We start from the raw sequence: 15,022 nt of genomic DNA on the forward strand, positions 1-15,022 counted from the left end.
CTTCGGTGCGGACGAGCACACCGCCTCGCACCGGTGTGAACGTCCAGACGTGCACGCCGCGGTCGATGCGCAGCCCGTCGCCGATCGCCGGGCCGGTCCAGCGGACGCACCGGCCCGGCTGCAGCTGCCCGACCGTCGAGGTGATGACCAGCGTGGTCGCCGGGGTGGTGGGCGTGGGCGGTGCGGGCGTGGTCCAGCGGAACCGCGAACCCGGGCGCAGCGGGCCCGCGTCGAGCCGGTTCGCGCTGGTGACGGCCGGTTGCCACGCGGGCCAGCGCGCCACGTCGGTGTGCAGTTTCCAGACCGCGGCGGCCGGCGCCTCGATGAACGTCTCGGTCCGGTGGTGCAGCCGGGCGGCCGGATCGATGCCCACGCCGCGGCAGCTGAGGGCCGTCACCGGGGTGGCGTCGGCGACGGCGGCGGTGCCGGTGAGCCCCGCGGTGACCGAAAGTGCGAGCAGTGCCGGACGGAGCCGGGTGCCGATCATGCTGTCCTCCAAGTTGTTAGTGCTTGTTGTGATGGTTAGAAGCTATAATCGACCTGGCGTGAGTGTCAATAAGAAAAGTGATAACCTCTAACGGTGATGAGCGAGAGTCCGCGAGAGCGTTATCGAGCCCAGGTCCGCGAGGAGATCAAGCGCCACGCGTGGGAGCAGATCGCCGCGGCCGGCGTGCCCGCGCTGTCGCTCAACGCGATCGCCAAGCAGCTCGGCATGAGCGGCCCGGCGCTGTACCGGTACTTCGCGAGCCGCGACGAGCTGATCACCGCGCTCATCCGCGACGCCTACCGCAGCCTCGCCGACACCGTCCGCGCGGCCCGCGCCGCCGGGGCGGGCCTGCCCGGGCTGGCGGCCACCATCGGCGCGTGGGCACGCAGCGATCCGCAGCGGTACTTCCTGATCTACGGCACCCCCGTGCCCGGCTACCACGCCCCCGATGACACGACCGCGATCTCGTTCGAAGTCATGGCCGTGCTGATCGACGCCTGCGCCGACGAGGGCGGCGACGAGCCGCCGACGCCGTTCGACACCCACCTCGAGACCCGCCGGGAGTGGGCGGGCGGCCACCCTGCACCGGCCCCGGTCCTGCACCGCGCGCTGTCCTTCTGGACCCGCCTGCACGGCGTGCTCTCCCTGGAGCTGGCCGGGCACTTCGCCGGCATGAAGTTCGACCCGGACCTGCTGATCACCGAGGAACTGGCGCCGCCGGAGCGGCCGTGATCACCCGGTCTGTTCGCGGATCCAGTCCGCCACGACGTCCACCCGGGCGATCGTCTCGGGCCCGGGCTGGGGGCACGGCGGCCCGGTGTTGACGATGGCCACCAGCGTCCCGGTGCGGTCGTCGTCGGAGACGAAGAACGGGCCGCCCGAGTCCTCGGGGCACGGGCCGTTTTCGACCGTGCGCCGGCCGACCGGCTGGGCCTCCAGGGTCGCCTGGCCGATGCCGGACACCGTGAACCGGCCGCGTTTGAGGTGGTCGGACGGGCCGAGCACGGTCGCCGAGAGGGAACCCCAGCCGGCGAACTGGAGCTGCTTGCCGACCGACGGCCGGGTCGTGGCCAGCCGCACCGGGACGATGTCGTCGATCGGGCTGCCGAGCTTGGCCACCGCGAGGTCGTTGACCGGCGACTGCCGGACGTCGACGACCTCGCTCGTGTACCCGCCGGGGTCGCTGTCCTTCAGCCGTCCGACGGTGACGGTCATCGTGTACGGCGGCCGCCCGCCGATCCGGGCGTCCTTCAGGTCGTGGAAGCAGTGCCCGGCGGTGACGATCCACTGCGGCGCGACCAGCGCTCCGCTGCAGGCGCCGCTGCGCACCCCGCCGCCGGGGACGGGGATGTCGTCGGAGGTCAGCTTCGCGTTGAACGGCAGGACCGGGTTCGGTGCCGGCCGCGCCGACGTGGTCACCGGCTCCCGCGCCGGAGCCGAAGCCGGAGCCGCGGCCGCCGTGTCGGGCAGGCTGTGCCCGCCGGCGGCCGCGGCCAGGATGGAGCCGGCGATCGTCGCGCCGGTGACGGCGTGAGCGAACGCGAGGCCGGCCCCGGCCAGCACCGCGACCGCCACCGCTCGTGCCCGGAACTGCCGTCGTCGATCCGAAGAGGTCCTCACACCTGTAATGCACGGGTGGGAGCCCGGAATGGTTGCGAGGACCGGGCGGGACTTGCGTCGGCGCCGGTCAGGGGCGCTGTCCCACCTCGTCGACGTAGGTCTTCACGGTCACCGCGCTGTCGGTCGTGCCCAGGAACTGGTACGTGGTGGCGTCGAAGACCATCACGATCGGCTTCGCTTTCGGGCTCGAGCCGGGGGGCACCGGGAACGTGATCCCGACACCCGGGCGGCCGGCGCCGTCGGTGACGTGGTCCAGGGCCGTCAGTCCCGGTATCCTCGCCGCCGCCTCGAACAGCGCCGCGTAGGACGCCGGCGGGAGGACCTGCTCGTGGGCGAGGCCGTAGACGTCCTTGCCCATGGCCGTGGCGTTGTCCTTCTGGGCGCCGGGCTGAGCGTTGAGGTAGGCCAGCATCCCGTCGGCGGTCGTCGGCAGGTCCGTCCGGTAGACCGGCTTGGGCTCGCAGTCCTCGAGCATCCCTTCCTTGCGCGGGTCGTTCGTGCCGTAGTTCGGCGCTTTGCCGTTGCGGCAGCCACCGATCTTGGTGGTGCCGATCAGCCCGTCGCGGGTGCCGTCGACCGAAAACCAGACCTCGCGGACGTGGGGGCCGGGGGACTCGGTCTTCACGTACAGGAACTGGTTCGGGCGGGGCGGCTTGGCCGGTTCCTTCAGCGCGGTGCTCGCCGCTGCGGTCAGCACCTTGACCGGGTCGGCGTGCGCCACGCCCGGTCCGACACCGACCTGCTCGGCCGGGGCCAGCGAGACGACGGCGGTGATCGCGGCGGCCAGGCCGATCGAGGCGCCGGCGAGCCAGAACCAGCGTCGCGGCCGGTGCCGCCGTTCGCCGCGCGCGGCGGCCAGCAGCCGCTCGCGGGCCGGGGCGAGGTGCTCCGCCGGCGCGAAGCCGACGGTTTCCGCGCGCTCGCGGATCAGCTCCAGGTCATCCATGATCCGAGGTCTCCTTCACGAAGTCGAAGGCGCCGAGCTCGGCGCGGACGCGGCCGCGAGCCCGGCTGAGGCGGGATTTGACGGTGCCGACGGGAATGCCGAGTGCCTCGGCGACTTCCTGGTAGGGCAGGCCCTCCGCGGCGACGAGCAGCAGGACGTCCCGCTCGCGGGGCCGCAGGGCGGCCAGTGCCCGGTCGAGCCGGGTGGCGAGGGCTTGCGCGGTGACCCGGTCGGCGACCCGGTCGGCGTGCCCTTCGTCGGCGGACGGCGGTCCGACGGCGAGCCGGAGCTTCAGCTCGCGCACTTCCGTCCGCCGCTGCCGCGAAACGAGGTTCGTGGCGATGCCGTAGAGCCACGGCCGGGCGTCGGACCGGGCCGGATCGAACTTCGCCCGCTTGTCGAAGGCGATCAGGAACGTGTCCGCCAGGACGTCGTCGGCGGTCGTCGGTCCGAGCCGCCGGACGAGGTAGCGGTGGATGTGCCGCGAATGGCGGTCGAAGATGACCGCGAACAGGCTCGGCTCGTGCCGCGACCGCGCGATCACGCTCGCGTCGTCGTCGGAATCGGTGTCTTCCGGGGTCATCGCCCGCCTTTCGATCCAGCCAGTGTCATGGGCTGTTCCCGGGCGGCGCGGAACGGGTTCCGGAATCGGCGTCGATCAGCGAAGAAAGTGACGCAGGTCACTCAGGAGCAGGGGTCTCCGGTGGCGAGCATGCGGCGGTTCGCCTCACCGAGGCCGTCGGCGAGCGCGTGCAGCTGGTCCGGCGTGAGGACGTCGATCAGCAGCTCGCGGACCAGGGCGACGTGCCCGGGCGCGGCCTGTTCCAGCAGGGTCATGCCTTCGTCGGTGAGCACGGCGTAGACGGCGCGGGGATCGTTCTCGCACGCGCGGCGGCGCACCAGGCCGGCCCGCTCCAACTGGCCGATCTGGTAGGTGAGCCCGCTCTTGGAGTTCGACACCGCGCAGGCGAGCTCGGCCATCCGCAGCTCGTGGTCCGGGGCCGCGCTCAGCCGCGCGAGGATCACGTACTGGAGGTGGGAAATCCCGGAGTCCTGCTTGAGCTGCTGGTCCAGCCGCCGGTTGAGCAGCTCGTAGGTGCCGAGGAACGCGTTCCAGGCGCGCTTCTCTTCGGCGTTCAGCCACCGCGGACGACCCATGTCACAACGGTACCTGTTGTTCAAATTCGAACTCAAGGGGTACGGTGCGATCAAGGTTCAAATTTGAACGGAGTCGCCATGATGCCCGTCGCCACCGTCCGCACCCGGGTGCGGGTCCCGTTGCGCTTCGCCGACGGCTACTCGGCCTCGGCCGAAGTCGTCACCTTCGACGGCTTGGCCGACGGTGCCGAGCACCTGGCCCTGGTGTTCGGCGACCCGGTCCGGCCGCTGGTCCGCCTGCACTCGGAGTGCCTGACCGGCGACGTGTTCGGCTCGGCCCGCTGCGACTGCGGGCCGCAGCTGCGCGAGGCGGTGGAACGGATCGACGGCGCCGGCGGTGTCCTGCTCTACCTGCGCCAGGAGGGCCGGGGCATCGGCCTGTACGCCAAGCTGGACGCCTACGCCCTGCAGGACGCGGGGCTCGACACCTACCAGGCGAACACCGCGCTGGGCCTGCCCGAGGACGCCCGCGACTACACTGCCGCGGCCCAGATGCTCGCCGCGCTGGGCGTCACCGAGGTCGACCTGCTCACCAACAACCCCGACAAGGTCCGCCAGCTGCGCGAGCGGGGTGTCACGGTCGCCGGGACGGTGCCCACCGGCGTCCACGCGACCCCGGACAACCTGCGGTACCTCGACGCCAAGGTCCGGCACACGAACCACACCCTGGCCCTGCCCGAGCTGGCCGGCTGAGGCCGGTTCCGCACCGGCGCGACCGACACGGTCCGCCTCGACGGCCCACGCTGGGATCGTCGCCTGCGCCGGCCCGTCTCAGCGCCGTGCGGCCACGGTCGCCAGCTGCTCGGTGATCTCCGCCAGCAGCTCGGTGGCCGCGTCGCCGAGTGCGGCGAGGTCGGCCAGGGTCGTCTCTTCGGTCGTCACGGGCACAGCTCTTCCTCCAGGGCCTCGTGGCGGGCGACGACGGCCTCGGCGAAGGCGGTGTGCACGCGCAGGTACTCGTCGCGGCCGACCGCCGTGTCGGCCCATTCGTGCCAGCGGATGTGTGCTTCGGCGACGTCGATCTTCGCGGCCGCCGCCACGGTGGCGGGGGAGGTGCCGGCGAGGATCGCGTGGTGCATCAGCGACGGCGAGGAACGCCGGGCGAGCTCGGCCAGCGCGGCGAGGCGGCCGAGCTCCGCGAGCGTGTCGGACGTGACCGGACGCGGGCGCGGCCGGGGCACCGGACGCGAGTTCCCGAGGTTGTCGGCCAGGACGCTGGTCATCAAACGACTCCTGAGGCGGAAAGCAGCTGGAGCAACCCGAACGGCGGATGTTTACCCCGGCCAAGCGGGGGTAAACGCTGTCGCTCGTGATCTCCGTCTCACCGCATCGGGTGGGCCACCCGGACGAGTGGCCCACCCGGAGTCAGCCGGCCCGGACCGCCCCGCAGTGCCACGGGATCCGCTGCGGCCGCACGCTTTCCAGCGTCGGGACGACCGGGGCGATCGTGCCGTCGCGGCGGAACGTCAGCTTGTCGATCGTCGTCTCGCGGTGGGTGCCGTCGCCGCCCGGGATGCCGAAGCGGTGGTAGGCGAGGTACCAGTCGTCGGTGCCCGGGACCTGCAGCATCGAGCTGTGCCCGGTGCCGAGGACACCCAGGTGGGCGTCCTTGCTCAGGATCAGGCCGCGGTTGGTGAACGGCCCGGTGGGGCTCGGTGCGGTGGCGTAGCCGACGTGGTAGTCCGGGCTGCGGGTGTCGTCGATCGACCAGCTGAGGTAGTACGTGCCCTTGCGCTCCACCATGAACAGGCCCTCGCGGAAGTCGGTCAGGCCGGTCAGGCGCGTGATCTTCGCCGGGTCGTAGGACACCATGTCGTCGTTCAGCGGGACGACGTAGGCGTTGCCGTTGCCCCAGTACAGGTACGGCTTCCCGCTGTGGTCGATGAACACCGCCGGGTCGATGGCCTGGCCGCCGTCGGGGTTCTTCGCGATCAGCGGCTTGCCGGAGTCGACGAACGGGCCGGTCGGGGAGTCGCTCACCGCGACACCGATCTTGGCCTCGGCGCAGAAGTAGAAGTAGTACTTCCCGCCGCGCTTCGCGATCGTCGGCGCCCAGGCGTTCTTGTCGGCCCAGCTGACGTCCTTGCCGAGGTCGAGGATGACGCCCTCGTCCTTCCAGTCGACGAGGTTCTTCGACGACCACGCCGAGAACTTCGTCCCGCTCCAGCCGTCGAAGCCGTCGGTGGTCGGGTAGAGGTAGTACGTGTCGCCGAACGCGACGATGTTCGGGTCGGCGTGGTACCCGGGGAGCACGGGGCTGCGCACCTCGTGCGCCTCGACCGTCCACACGCGACGGTCGCCGCCGGCGCCGGTCACGGTGAACTGCTTCGGCGAGCTGAGGTTGACCGGCTTGACGGTCGCCCCCGGCGCCAGGCCGAACTTCGGCGCGAGCCGGCGCAGGTCGGTGCCCGGCTTGACCGGCAGCACGACCGTCCCGGCGCCGGCGTCGATGACGGCCGGGGTCTTGAGCGCGTCGAGCTGGACCGAGCGGATCGCGGTGCTGTTCGACGGGAGCGTGGCGACCTCGAGCCCGGACAGCGCCCGGTTGTAGAGCCGCACGTCCTTCATCTTGCCGGTCAGGGTCTTGTCGCCCGCGTACACCGAGCGGCCGAGGTAGTTCGCCGCCGTGACGCCACCGCCGAGGTCCGACGGCTTGATGGTGGCATTGGCGTTGCGGCCCACCTCGACGCCGTCCAGGTACAGCACCTCGACGCCGTTGCCGACCGTGAGCGTCACGTTCTTCCACACCCCGCGCGGCAGCCCGCCGCCGGAGTCGGCCGCCTGTTCGGTCGTCCAGTTGCCGGTCGCGACGGCGCCGCGGAAGCCGCCGCTCGCGGTGCCGCCGGTGGTGAACAGGTAGCCGTTGCCGGTGCCGTCCTTGGCCGTGTTGCCCAGGCCCCACAGGAAGTACGGCGTCTGCTGGTTCGGATCCACCAGGACGTCGGCCGACACGGTGGCCGCGGCGGCGCCGGTGAGCAGGTTGTTCGGCAGCTGGACGTGCCCGTTCTTGCCGCCGAAGGCCAGCGCGCCGTCACGCCAGCTGACGTCGCCGGCGAGCGCGCCGTCGTAGCCGTGGCCGGTGGAGTCGGTCGCGACCGTGCCCGACTTCGCGTCGAGCGGCCAGTGCGCGACCAGGCCCTTGGCGTCGGCCTTGACCGGCGCCGGGGGAGCGCTCAGGCGGTTCATCTCGGCTTGGGTGACCGGCAGGACGGTGCCGTGCCGCGGCGACGCGGGCAGGTGCGCGCCGGTCGACATCGTCCACTTGCCCGAGTTCAGGTCGGTGGTCTCGAACGGGACGTACCCGCGGCCGCCGAACTCGTCGATGAACAGGTACCACTTGTTCTCGGTGTTGGACTTGAACCCCGTCGGCCCCTCACCCGCCGACAGGCCCGGGCTGGTCGCGGTGGCCTTGCCGATGCAGTCGGCGACGAAGCCGTAGTGCGGGTCGAGCAGGTCGGTGGCCTTCTCCTCGGTGATGAACTTGCTGCACGGGGTGGACGAGGTGTTGTTGCGCTCGTCCTTGGTGAACCGGTAGTAGGTGTCCTGGTTCTTGATGACCGTCGAGTCGATCACCGAGTAGCCCGGGTCGATCCACACCTGCGGCGCGCTGAAGGTGCGGAAGTCGCGCGTGGTCGCGTACATCATCCGGTTGTAGCTGTCGCCGAGGTGGTTCGGGTCGTTCTCCGCGTACAGCTTCGAGGCCCAGTAGACGACATACGTGCCGCGCTTGGCGTCCCAGAAGGCTTCCGGGGCCCACGTGTTGCCCGCGGTCGGCGGTGACACCTGGACACTGCGCTGGCGCGACCAGTGCGCGAGGTCGGTCGACTCCCAGACCATGATCGACCGGCTGCCGGTGCGCTGGGCGGCGTCCCAGCCGCGGCCGGCGTAGATCCGCAGGTCGGTGGCCAGCAGGTAGAACTTGTCGCCGTCGGGGGAGCGCAGGATGAACGGGTCGCGCACGCCCAGTTCGCCGAGGCTCGACTTGAGCACCGGCTGGCCGTTGTTGAGCTCGCTCCAGTTCAGCGGGTCGTTGCCCTTGCTGAGCGCCGAGTAGATCTGCTCGCCGTTGGAGGTGCCTTCACCGGTGAAGTAGAAGAAGCTGTAGCCGGCCAGGGGTTCCTGGGCGGGCTTGGGGACCACGGTGGCGGTGAACCGCCGCGTGGTGCTCTCGCGGCCGAGGCTCAGCTTCGCGGTCAGGACGACCTTCGCGGCGGCCGCGCCGGTCGGCGGCCGGGTGACCTCACCGGTCGGGGTGATCACCGACGGCGCGGACGACGTCCAGGTGACGCTCGTGCCGTCCGGGCCGCTCGCCGGCAGCGTGAGGTTGCCGCGGACGTCGTCGATGTCGGGGACGGACAGCGTGCTCGCGGCGGCGCGGAGACCGGTATCGGTGTCGGCGGACGGCGCCGCACCGGCACCGGCGCTGCCGAGGGGGACGAGTGCGGCCGCGACGGCCAGCACGACGCCGAAACGGCGCGGGGAGAACAACTTCATCGTTGTCGGTTCCTTCGGGGCACGTCGGGGACCTGCGCATGTTAACGTTAACATGATTCGGGTACGCTGACTTTAGGTCGACGTGGTCCGGTGGTCAAGAGCCGGACGGATGGCGGGCCAGCCGCTCGGCGATCGCTTCCCGCGGATACGGCGTCTTCCGGCTCTCGGTGTGGAGGGCGAAGTAGAAGTCGTTGACGACGGCGGCCAGCGGGGCGTACCGGCGGAGCACCGGTGCCTGGTCCGGCACTTCTCCGGCGGCGCAGGCGCGGACGAAGTCGTTGCGGGTGCGGGCATCCGGCCACGCGCGCAGGCCGCGGACGTGCCGGTTGACCAGGTGGGTCAGGACATACGCCCGGTCGTGGCCGTCGTGCTCGGCCAGGAACTCCGCTTCGGCGTCCGCGAGGTCGAATCCCGCGGCCACGGTGAGGCCGAAGTCCGTGAGGTACAGCCGCTCGCCGTCGGTGACGATGTTGGCGAAGTGCGCGTCGAAGTGCTGGACACCCCGGGCGGCCAGGAATTCGGTGATGTGCCGCAGGTCTTCCTCGAGCGGCAGGTCGTTCCCCGGCCACTCGGCGAGGCTGTGCGGCAGGTACTCCAGGAACAGCACGAGGTCGGTGGTGGCGCCGGCAAGCGCTTCCAACCGCCGTCGCACGCCGGCGTCGCCGTGCCAGAACGCGACGTCGGCCTCGATGTCGGCGGACGGGCGGGGCAGTCCGGGCCGGAGCCGCCAGTGGTGCAGGAGCGGGAAGTTCGCGCACTCGCCGCCGAGGACCCAGGCGGTCGTCATGCGGTGCGCTGCCAGTTCGCGCCAGGCTCCGCCGCCCGCGGACCCGACGCCGTAGTGCGACCACGGCGGCAGCCCGTAGAGGTCGGCCGTCGAGTGCGGGTTCGCCAGTTCGACGGCGGTGAGCGGGATCCGCTTGACGAAGACGGGCTCGCCGGCCACCTCCAGCAGCCAGGACGACCCGCCGATGCCGGTGCCGAGCGGACGTGCGGTGGCCAGGAGGTCGTCGCCGGCTTCGGTCAGGGCGGCGGCGATCTTCTCGTGGCGCGTGCGCCGGTCGGTCATGCGCGCACCAGCGGCAGGTAGACCTCGTCGACGATGCCGACCAGGACGTCGTCGTCCACTGTGGTCAGTCCGTGCGTGAGGTATTCGTTGCGCAGCAACACGAGCGCCACCGTGGCGACGCGCGGGTTCAGGGCGTCCGGCCGGGCCTCGCCGCGGTCCACCGCCTGGCCGACGATGGTCAGCCAGGCTTCGGTTCCGCCGGAAGCGGCCTGCTCGTGCAGCTGCTCCCGGAGCTCGGGCTCGTCGCCCACACCGGTGAGGAGGCTGCGGAGGGCGCGCGCGGCGGGCGAGGACTGGCCGCAGTTGATCGCCCGCAGCAGCGTCAGCGCGTCTTCGCGGAGGTCGCCGGTGCCGGGCGGCTGCACCGTGTCCTCGGCGAGGTGGCGGTAGGCGGCGACGCCGAGCGCGGCGCGGTTCGGCCAGCGCCGGTAGATCGCGTTCTTGTTGGTGCCGGCGCGCCGGGCGACGCCTTCCACGGTCAATCCGGGGTAGCCGGCCTCGGCGAGCTCGGCGGCCGCCGCGCGCAGGATCGCCTCTTCCAGCTCGGTGCCCCGGCGCCGGGTCTTCGGTGTCGCCACGGGCCCATCCTAGCGACGATGCGGTACGGTACGGACCGTACCTTAAATCCACTGGGAGGACGACATGCGAGCCAAGGGGATCGGCTACGACACCGGGTTCGAGGTCGGCGGGCGCGTCAACCGCCCGTTCGACCCGGGCCTGGTGCGGCGCGAGCTGACGATCATCCGCGACGACCTGCACTGCACGGCGGTGCGGCTGATCGGCACGGACCTCGACCGGATCGAATCCGCCGCCCGCGAGGCGGCCGCGCTCGGGCTGGAGATGTGGTTCTCGCCGTTCCCGTGGGACCGCGGCCCGGAGGAGCTCCTGGACCTCTTCGCCGACGGCGCCGAGCGGGCCGAACGCCTCCGCGAGGCGGGCGCCGAGATCGTGTTCGTCACCGGCGCCGAGCTGAGCCTGTTCTGCGCCGGCTTCCTGCCGGGTGGCAGCATCACCGAGCGGCTGGAGAACCTCCTGGCGTCGCGGGAACTCCTGGCCGGGCTGCCGGAGCGGATCAACGCGTTCCTGGCCCGCGCCGCCGAAGTGGTCCGCGCCCGGTTCGGCGGCCGTGTCACGTACGCGGCGATTCCGCTGGAGCGCGTCGACTGGGCACCGTTCGACATCGTCTCGGTGGACGCGCACCGCTCGAAGGAGGTCGAGCACCTCTACCGCGAAGGCGTCCGGAACCTGGTCGCGGCGGGCAAACCGGTGGCGATCACGGAGTTCGGCGTGACGCCCTACCGCGGAGCGGCCGATCTCGGCGCCCGCTGCGGCGAAATCCTCGAGTACGAGGACGACCTCCCGGTCCGGCTGAAGGGCGACTACGTCCGGGACGAACAGGAGCAGGCCCGCTACCTGCGCGAACTGCTGGAGGTCTTCACGGCGGAGGGCGTCGACGCGGCGTTCGCCTGCACTTTCGTGTGCTACGGGCTGGTGCACCGCGCCGATCCGCGCACCGACCTCGACATGGCGAGCTGGGGCGTGGTGAAGGTGCTCGAAGAGGGTGCGGGGGAGACGTACCCGGACGTGCCGTGGGAGCCGAAGGCCGCGTTCGGCGCGCTGGCGGAGTGCTACGCCTGAGCCGGGAACTCCACCGTCGCGGCCGCCGGTTTCGGGCTGCTCGTCGCCGTGCGGTGGTGCCCGGCAGCCGGGCGGGGACGCGGCGGGGTCATCCGGCGCCCTGCGGCCAGGCAGGTCCGGGTCGATCGCCCGGTGTCCGTAGTTCGCGACCCTCCCGCTCGGCCGGGCCAGTCGCGGCCCGAGCCGGTGGTCCCGGGAAGAGCACCTTGGCCCGTCCGATGAATTCTTGGCGAACCCGGGCGGTAACTGGGGTGGCGTTGACAGAAAGCGCTGTCTCTTCTAGCTTCATAGCGCAAGACATCGGATGTCCAGCCCGGTTTGCCGGGTCCGTCCGCCGACCGATGTGCACCCCTGCCGAACTGCTCGTCAGGAAGGACACACCGACGATGCCGGAATTCCCCCGCCGGACGGCGCTGCGCTCGCTCGCCGTCTCCGCTCTCGCCGTTCCGATCGTGCTGGGCGCGGCCGTCCCCGCCCACGCGGCCCCGCTGTGGCACCCGGACCCCGCCACCGACGGCCTGAAGGCCTTCGAGGGCATCGAGGCCGACCGCGGCAACCACCACCCCGACCGCAAGTACGTCGTCGTCGAAGGCGACCACTACCGGTTCAACATCTGGAAGGACGACCGCGACACGACCGGCGGCGGCGACCGCCAGCGCACCGAGTCGAAGGGCATGGTGCAGAACGGCACCACGCTGAAGATGCACAACGGCGAGACGTGGACCCTCTCCTACGAGATGTACATCCCCGCCTCCCTGCACGGCACCAGCAAGTTCACCCACATCTTCCAGACGAAGACGCCGTCGACCAACGGCGGCCCGTGGGTGACGCTCGACCTGACCCGCAGCGGCGGCAAGGAAATGCTCAACGCCCGCGCGTACGCCAACTCGGGTTCGCCGAGCATCGCGGCCACCGATCTGGCGCCGCTGCGGAACAAGTGGATCACCATCGAGTGGACGTTCACACCGGGCTCGAAGGGCAAGGCGGCCTGCGTCATCCGCAACGGCACGGGGTCCGGCGCGCCGGTCGCCGCGCAGGGCAGCATGAGCAATGTGAACCTCCCCGACCAGGGCGACTACGTCCGCCCGAAGTGGGGGATCTACCGGTCGGTCCAGAGCGCGTCGTCCGACATCCTCGACACCTACCTGCTGTTCCGGAACTACACGGCGGCCCGCAAGTAGGTGCGCGTTCGCGCGACCAGGGTGACACTGGCGGCATGAGGGTCGTCGACGGGTACCCGGGCACACACCACCCGTCGGCGGCCGCGCGCTACGTCGGACCGCCCCCGCTCAGACGGGGTCCGGTGCTGGTCACGGCCGCGTTCGCGGCCCTGGGCGGCGCGTTGATCCCGGCCGCTTCGGTGGCGGGCCTGTGGCGGGTCTGGCAGTTCTACGCGATGTTGTTCGCCCTGGTCGCCGCGGTCGGGTTCATCGCCTTCGTCGCCGTGTTCGGGTGGCCGACGCGCAAGACCGCCCACGCCGGCGCGGTCACCTCGGCCGCCGGCCTCGCGCTGTGGGTGGCGAGCCGGCCGCTCGGGCTGCTGACCCGGCTCGATCCGTGGCAGCCCGCGGACACCGTCGTCGGCTTCACCGACTACGTCGCGGCCGCGCTGCAGGTCATCGCCATCCTCGGGTTCCTGGTCGTGGCGCGGCGGGGAGCGCACCCGCGGCCGTCGGCGCCGCGGCGGGTGGCGGCGTGGATCGTGCTGTTCCCGGTGCTGCTGCTGGTGCTCGCGGCCGGGGCCGCGGGCACGATCGCGGCCGGCGACCGCATCGCGAGCCCCGCCGCGTCGACCCTGCTCGACGGCAGCACCGTCGAATACTGCCGCGCGGGCGGGATCCCGCTCGCCATGGACCTCACGCGCCCGGCCGCCCGCGGCGCCCCGGTGGCGCTGTTCCTGCACGGCGGCGGCCTGATCGCGGGCAACCGCAGGCCGTCCGGGCCGGGCGCGCTGCTGGCGGGGTCGCGGCTCGTGCCGTTGCGCGACGCACTGACCGCGCGCGGATTCGCGGTCGCCTCGATCGACTACCGCCTCGCGCCCGCCGCGCGCTGGCCGGCACCCCTGGACGACGCCCGTTGCGCCGTCCGGTTCCTCCGCGCCAACGCGGCCGAGCTGGGCATCGACCCGGCCCGGATCACGGCGGTGGGGACGGGCGCGGGCGGAACGCTGGCGTCACTGCTCGGGGTGGCCGGGCCGCCGCAAGTCCGCGCGGTGGCGGCGATCGAGGCCCCGGCCGCCTTCGACCTCGCGGGCCTGGACCCGCTCACCCGCGCGTCGGTGCTGGTGGCACTGGGCCGGTCGCCGGCAACGCTGCGCGAGGCGAGCCCGCTGACGTACCCGGGCACGGGCGCCCCGCCGTTCCTGATCGCCGGCGGCCGCCGGTCGGCCGAGTTCGCGGACCACCTGCGCGCGGCGGGCGTGGCGGTGACGACCGGCGGCGGCGACCCGGCCGAGGTGGCGCGGTTCCTGGCGACGGCCACGGGCACACTGACACCATGACGACGGACGCCTCCGCCCGAGCCGAGATCCGGTACCTGCTCACCCCGGACATCGAGCCGGAGACCTACGTCCCGGAAGACCCCGAGCGGTTCATGTTCCTGGTCCAGCTGATCGCCGGGCCTGCCGGAGAGCCCGGTGAGGAGTCGTTCGACTTCGAGGTCTGCAGCCCGGGGTGGCTGGCCGAGCAGGCCCGCGGCGGGCCGGTGTCCGGCCGTCACCACGTGATCGTCGGGCGGTTCGACTGGCCCGCGCTGGTCGCGTACTTCGAAGACCTGGTCGCCCGCTGCACCGGCGCGGACTGGGCCGAGGTCGCCGCGAAGCTGAGCCGGTACGGGCACTGGGAGTTCGAGGACTACCGGCCCTGAGCCTCACTCCCAGACGACGACGTTGCGCCGCGTGGGCACCGACGTCGGGTCCGTGCTGAACAGCTCCGGCGACTGCTCCCGGATCCGCTCCACGTCCTCGAACACCGCGCGCAGGTGGCGGCGCATCGCCGCGCGGGCCACCGCGACGTCGCCCGTGCGGACCGCGTCGAAGATCTCCACGTGCTGGGTCGCGAACTCCGCCGGGGACTGGGCGTCGTAGAGGCCCAGCCGGCGGGCCCGGTCCAGGTGGCCCTTCGCCGACGCCACCGTCGTCCACGCGTTGCCGTGCCCGCTCAGCTTCAGCAGGCCGTGGTGGAACGCCTCGTCCAAGGCGAAGAACTCCTCGAGCCCGATGTCCGGGTGCTGCTGTCGCGCGAGGTTGTCCAGCAGGTCCTCGACCACGGCGTCGTCCAGGGCGGCCGGCAGGTCGTCGAGGGCCGCCAGTTCCACGGCTTCGCGGAGGAACTGCGCGTCCGCGACGCGCTGGGGGTCGACTCGGGAGACGAACGAGCCGATCTGCGGGAAGACCTGCACCAGGCCCTCGTCCGACAGCAGGATCAGGCCCTCGCGCACCGGGGTCCGGCTCACGCCGAGGCTCGCCGCCAGCTCGTTCTCCGACAGTGCGGCGCCGGGCGGCAGCTCCAGTGTCAGCACCTTGCGCCGCAGCGTCTCGTACACCGCGCGCCGGTTCGTCCCGCGTTTGTTCCGCTCGCTCACCCTTGACATCCTAGCCGACAGCAACTTG

At 72.0% G+C, this 15,022-nt stretch carries 16 protein-coding genes; 6 read left to right on the forward strand and 10 right to left on the reverse strand.

Going from position 1 to position 15,022, the window contains the following annotated elements; all coding sequences use genetic code 11:
• On the reverse strand, window positions 1-487 hold a 487-nt coding region (locus CCN39_RS27975), incomplete at its 3' end, for an SRPBCC family protein (protein WP_086846881.1).
• A gap of 96 nt (window positions 488-583) precedes the next feature.
• Between CCN39_RS27975 and CCN39_RS27980 the strand changes: the two genes are divergently transcribed.
• Complete coding sequence (locus tag CCN39_RS27980; RefSeq protein WP_208630412.1) at window positions 584-1,219, forward strand: TetR/AcrR family transcriptional regulator; 636 nt, start codon at window positions 584-586, stop codon at window positions 1,217-1,219.
• Here CCN39_RS27980 and CCN39_RS27985 read toward each other — a convergent pair whose 3' ends face one another.
• The 4 genes from CCN39_RS27985 to CCN39_RS28000 all read right to left on the reverse strand — a co-directional run bounded on the left by CCN39_RS27985 (window position 1,220) and on the right by CCN39_RS28000 (window position 4,211).
• Window positions 1,220-2,107 (reverse strand): S1 family peptidase, encoded by an 888-nt coding sequence (locus CCN39_RS27985; RefSeq protein WP_244211041.1) that lies wholly within the window; start codon window positions 2,105-2,107, stop codon window positions 1,220-1,222. It abuts the gene before it with no gap.
• 67 nt (window positions 2,108-2,174) lie between these two features.
• Window positions 2,175-3,053 (reverse strand): CU044_5270 family protein, encoded by an 879-nt coding sequence (locus tag CCN39_RS27990; protein ID WP_086846887.1) that lies wholly within the window; start codon window positions 3,051-3,053, stop codon window positions 2,175-2,177.
• Window positions 3,046-3,636 (reverse strand): RNA polymerase sigma factor, encoded by a 591-nt coding sequence (locus tag CCN39_RS27995; protein WP_086846889.1) that lies wholly within the window; start codon window positions 3,634-3,636, stop codon window positions 3,046-3,048. Before CCN39_RS27995 ends, CCN39_RS27990 begins: the two co-directional genes overlap by 8 nt.
• A 101-nt stretch (window positions 3,637-3,737) precedes the next feature.
• Entirely contained in the window at window positions 3,738-4,211 is a 474-nt protein-coding gene (locus tag CCN39_RS28000) for a MarR family winged helix-turn-helix transcriptional regulator (RefSeq protein ID WP_086846891.1), read from the reverse strand.
• A gap of 78 nt (window positions 4,212-4,289) precedes the next feature.
• On the opposite strand from CCN39_RS28000, the gene CCN39_RS28005 reads away from it, so the two are divergent.
• Entirely contained in the window at window positions 4,290-4,904 is a 615-nt protein-coding gene (locus CCN39_RS28005) for a GTP cyclohydrolase II (protein WP_086846893.1), read from the forward strand.
• 185 nt (window positions 4,905-5,089) lie between these two features.
• On the opposite strand, the gene CCN39_RS28010 is transcribed toward CCN39_RS28005, so the two are convergent.
• The 4 genes from CCN39_RS28010 to CCN39_RS28025 all read right to left on the reverse strand — a co-directional run bounded on the left by CCN39_RS28010 (window position 5,090) and on the right by CCN39_RS28025 (window position 10,352).
• On the reverse strand, window positions 5,090-5,434 hold the full coding sequence (locus tag CCN39_RS28010; protein WP_086846895.1) for a hypothetical protein: 345 nt from the start codon (window positions 5,432-5,434) through the stop codon (window positions 5,090-5,092).
• A gap of 142 nt (window positions 5,435-5,576) precedes the next feature.
• Entirely contained in the window at window positions 5,577-8,705 is a 3,129-nt protein-coding gene (locus CCN39_RS28015; protein WP_086846896.1) for a family 43 glycosylhydrolase, read from the reverse strand.
• 94 nt (window positions 8,706-8,799) lie between these two features.
• Window positions 8,800-9,774 (reverse strand): BUD32 family EKC/KEOPS complex subunit, encoded by a 975-nt coding sequence (locus CCN39_RS28020; RefSeq protein WP_086846898.1) that lies wholly within the window; start codon window positions 9,772-9,774, stop codon window positions 8,800-8,802.
• Window positions 9,771-10,352, reverse strand: a complete 582-nt coding sequence (locus CCN39_RS28025) for a TetR/AcrR family transcriptional regulator (RefSeq protein WP_086846900.1) — start codon at window positions 10,350-10,352, stop codon at window positions 9,771-9,773. The genes CCN39_RS28020 and CCN39_RS28025 overlap by 4 nt, the downstream gene beginning before the upstream one ends.
• Before the next feature lie 64 nt (window positions 10,353-10,416).
• Here CCN39_RS28025 and CCN39_RS28030 point away from each other — a divergent pair, with 64 nt between their 5' ends.
• From CCN39_RS28030 to CCN39_RS28045, 4 genes are all read left to right on the forward strand, one after another.
• On the forward strand, window positions 10,417-11,412 hold the full coding sequence (locus CCN39_RS28030; protein ID WP_086846902.1) for a glycoside hydrolase family 113 protein: 996 nt from the start codon (window positions 10,417-10,419) through the stop codon (window positions 11,410-11,412).
• A gap of 386 nt (window positions 11,413-11,798) precedes the next feature.
• Entirely contained in the window at window positions 11,799-12,593 is a 795-nt protein-coding gene (locus CCN39_RS28035) for a hypothetical protein (RefSeq protein ID WP_086846904.1), read from the forward strand.
• 35 nt (window positions 12,594-12,628) lie between these two features.
• Window positions 12,629-13,912 carry an alpha/beta hydrolase gene (locus tag CCN39_RS28040; protein ID WP_086846906.1) on the forward strand — a complete coding sequence of 428 codons (1,284 nt, stop codon included), beginning with the start codon at window positions 12,629-12,631 and terminating at the stop codon, window positions 13,910-13,912.
• A complete protein-coding gene (locus tag CCN39_RS28045; RefSeq protein ID WP_086846907.1) occupies window positions 13,909-14,277 on the forward strand; it encodes an immunity 8 family protein in 369 nt (122 codons plus the stop codon). The genes CCN39_RS28040 and CCN39_RS28045 overlap by 4 nt, the downstream gene beginning before the upstream one ends.
• 3 nt (window positions 14,278-14,280) lie before the next feature.
• Here the strand turns inward: CCN39_RS28045 and CCN39_RS28050 are convergent, their stop codons facing one another.
• Window positions 14,281-14,994, reverse strand: a complete 714-nt coding sequence (locus CCN39_RS28050) for a GntR family transcriptional regulator (protein WP_208630414.1) — start codon at window positions 14,992-14,994, stop codon at window positions 14,281-14,283.
• Window positions 14,995-15,022 lie beyond the last annotated feature (28 nt).

Source organism: Amycolatopsis kentuckyensis (assembly GCF_002155975.1).
GTDB lineage: Bacteria > Actinomycetota > Actinomycetes > Mycobacteriales > Pseudonocardiaceae > Amycolatopsis > Amycolatopsis kentuckyensis.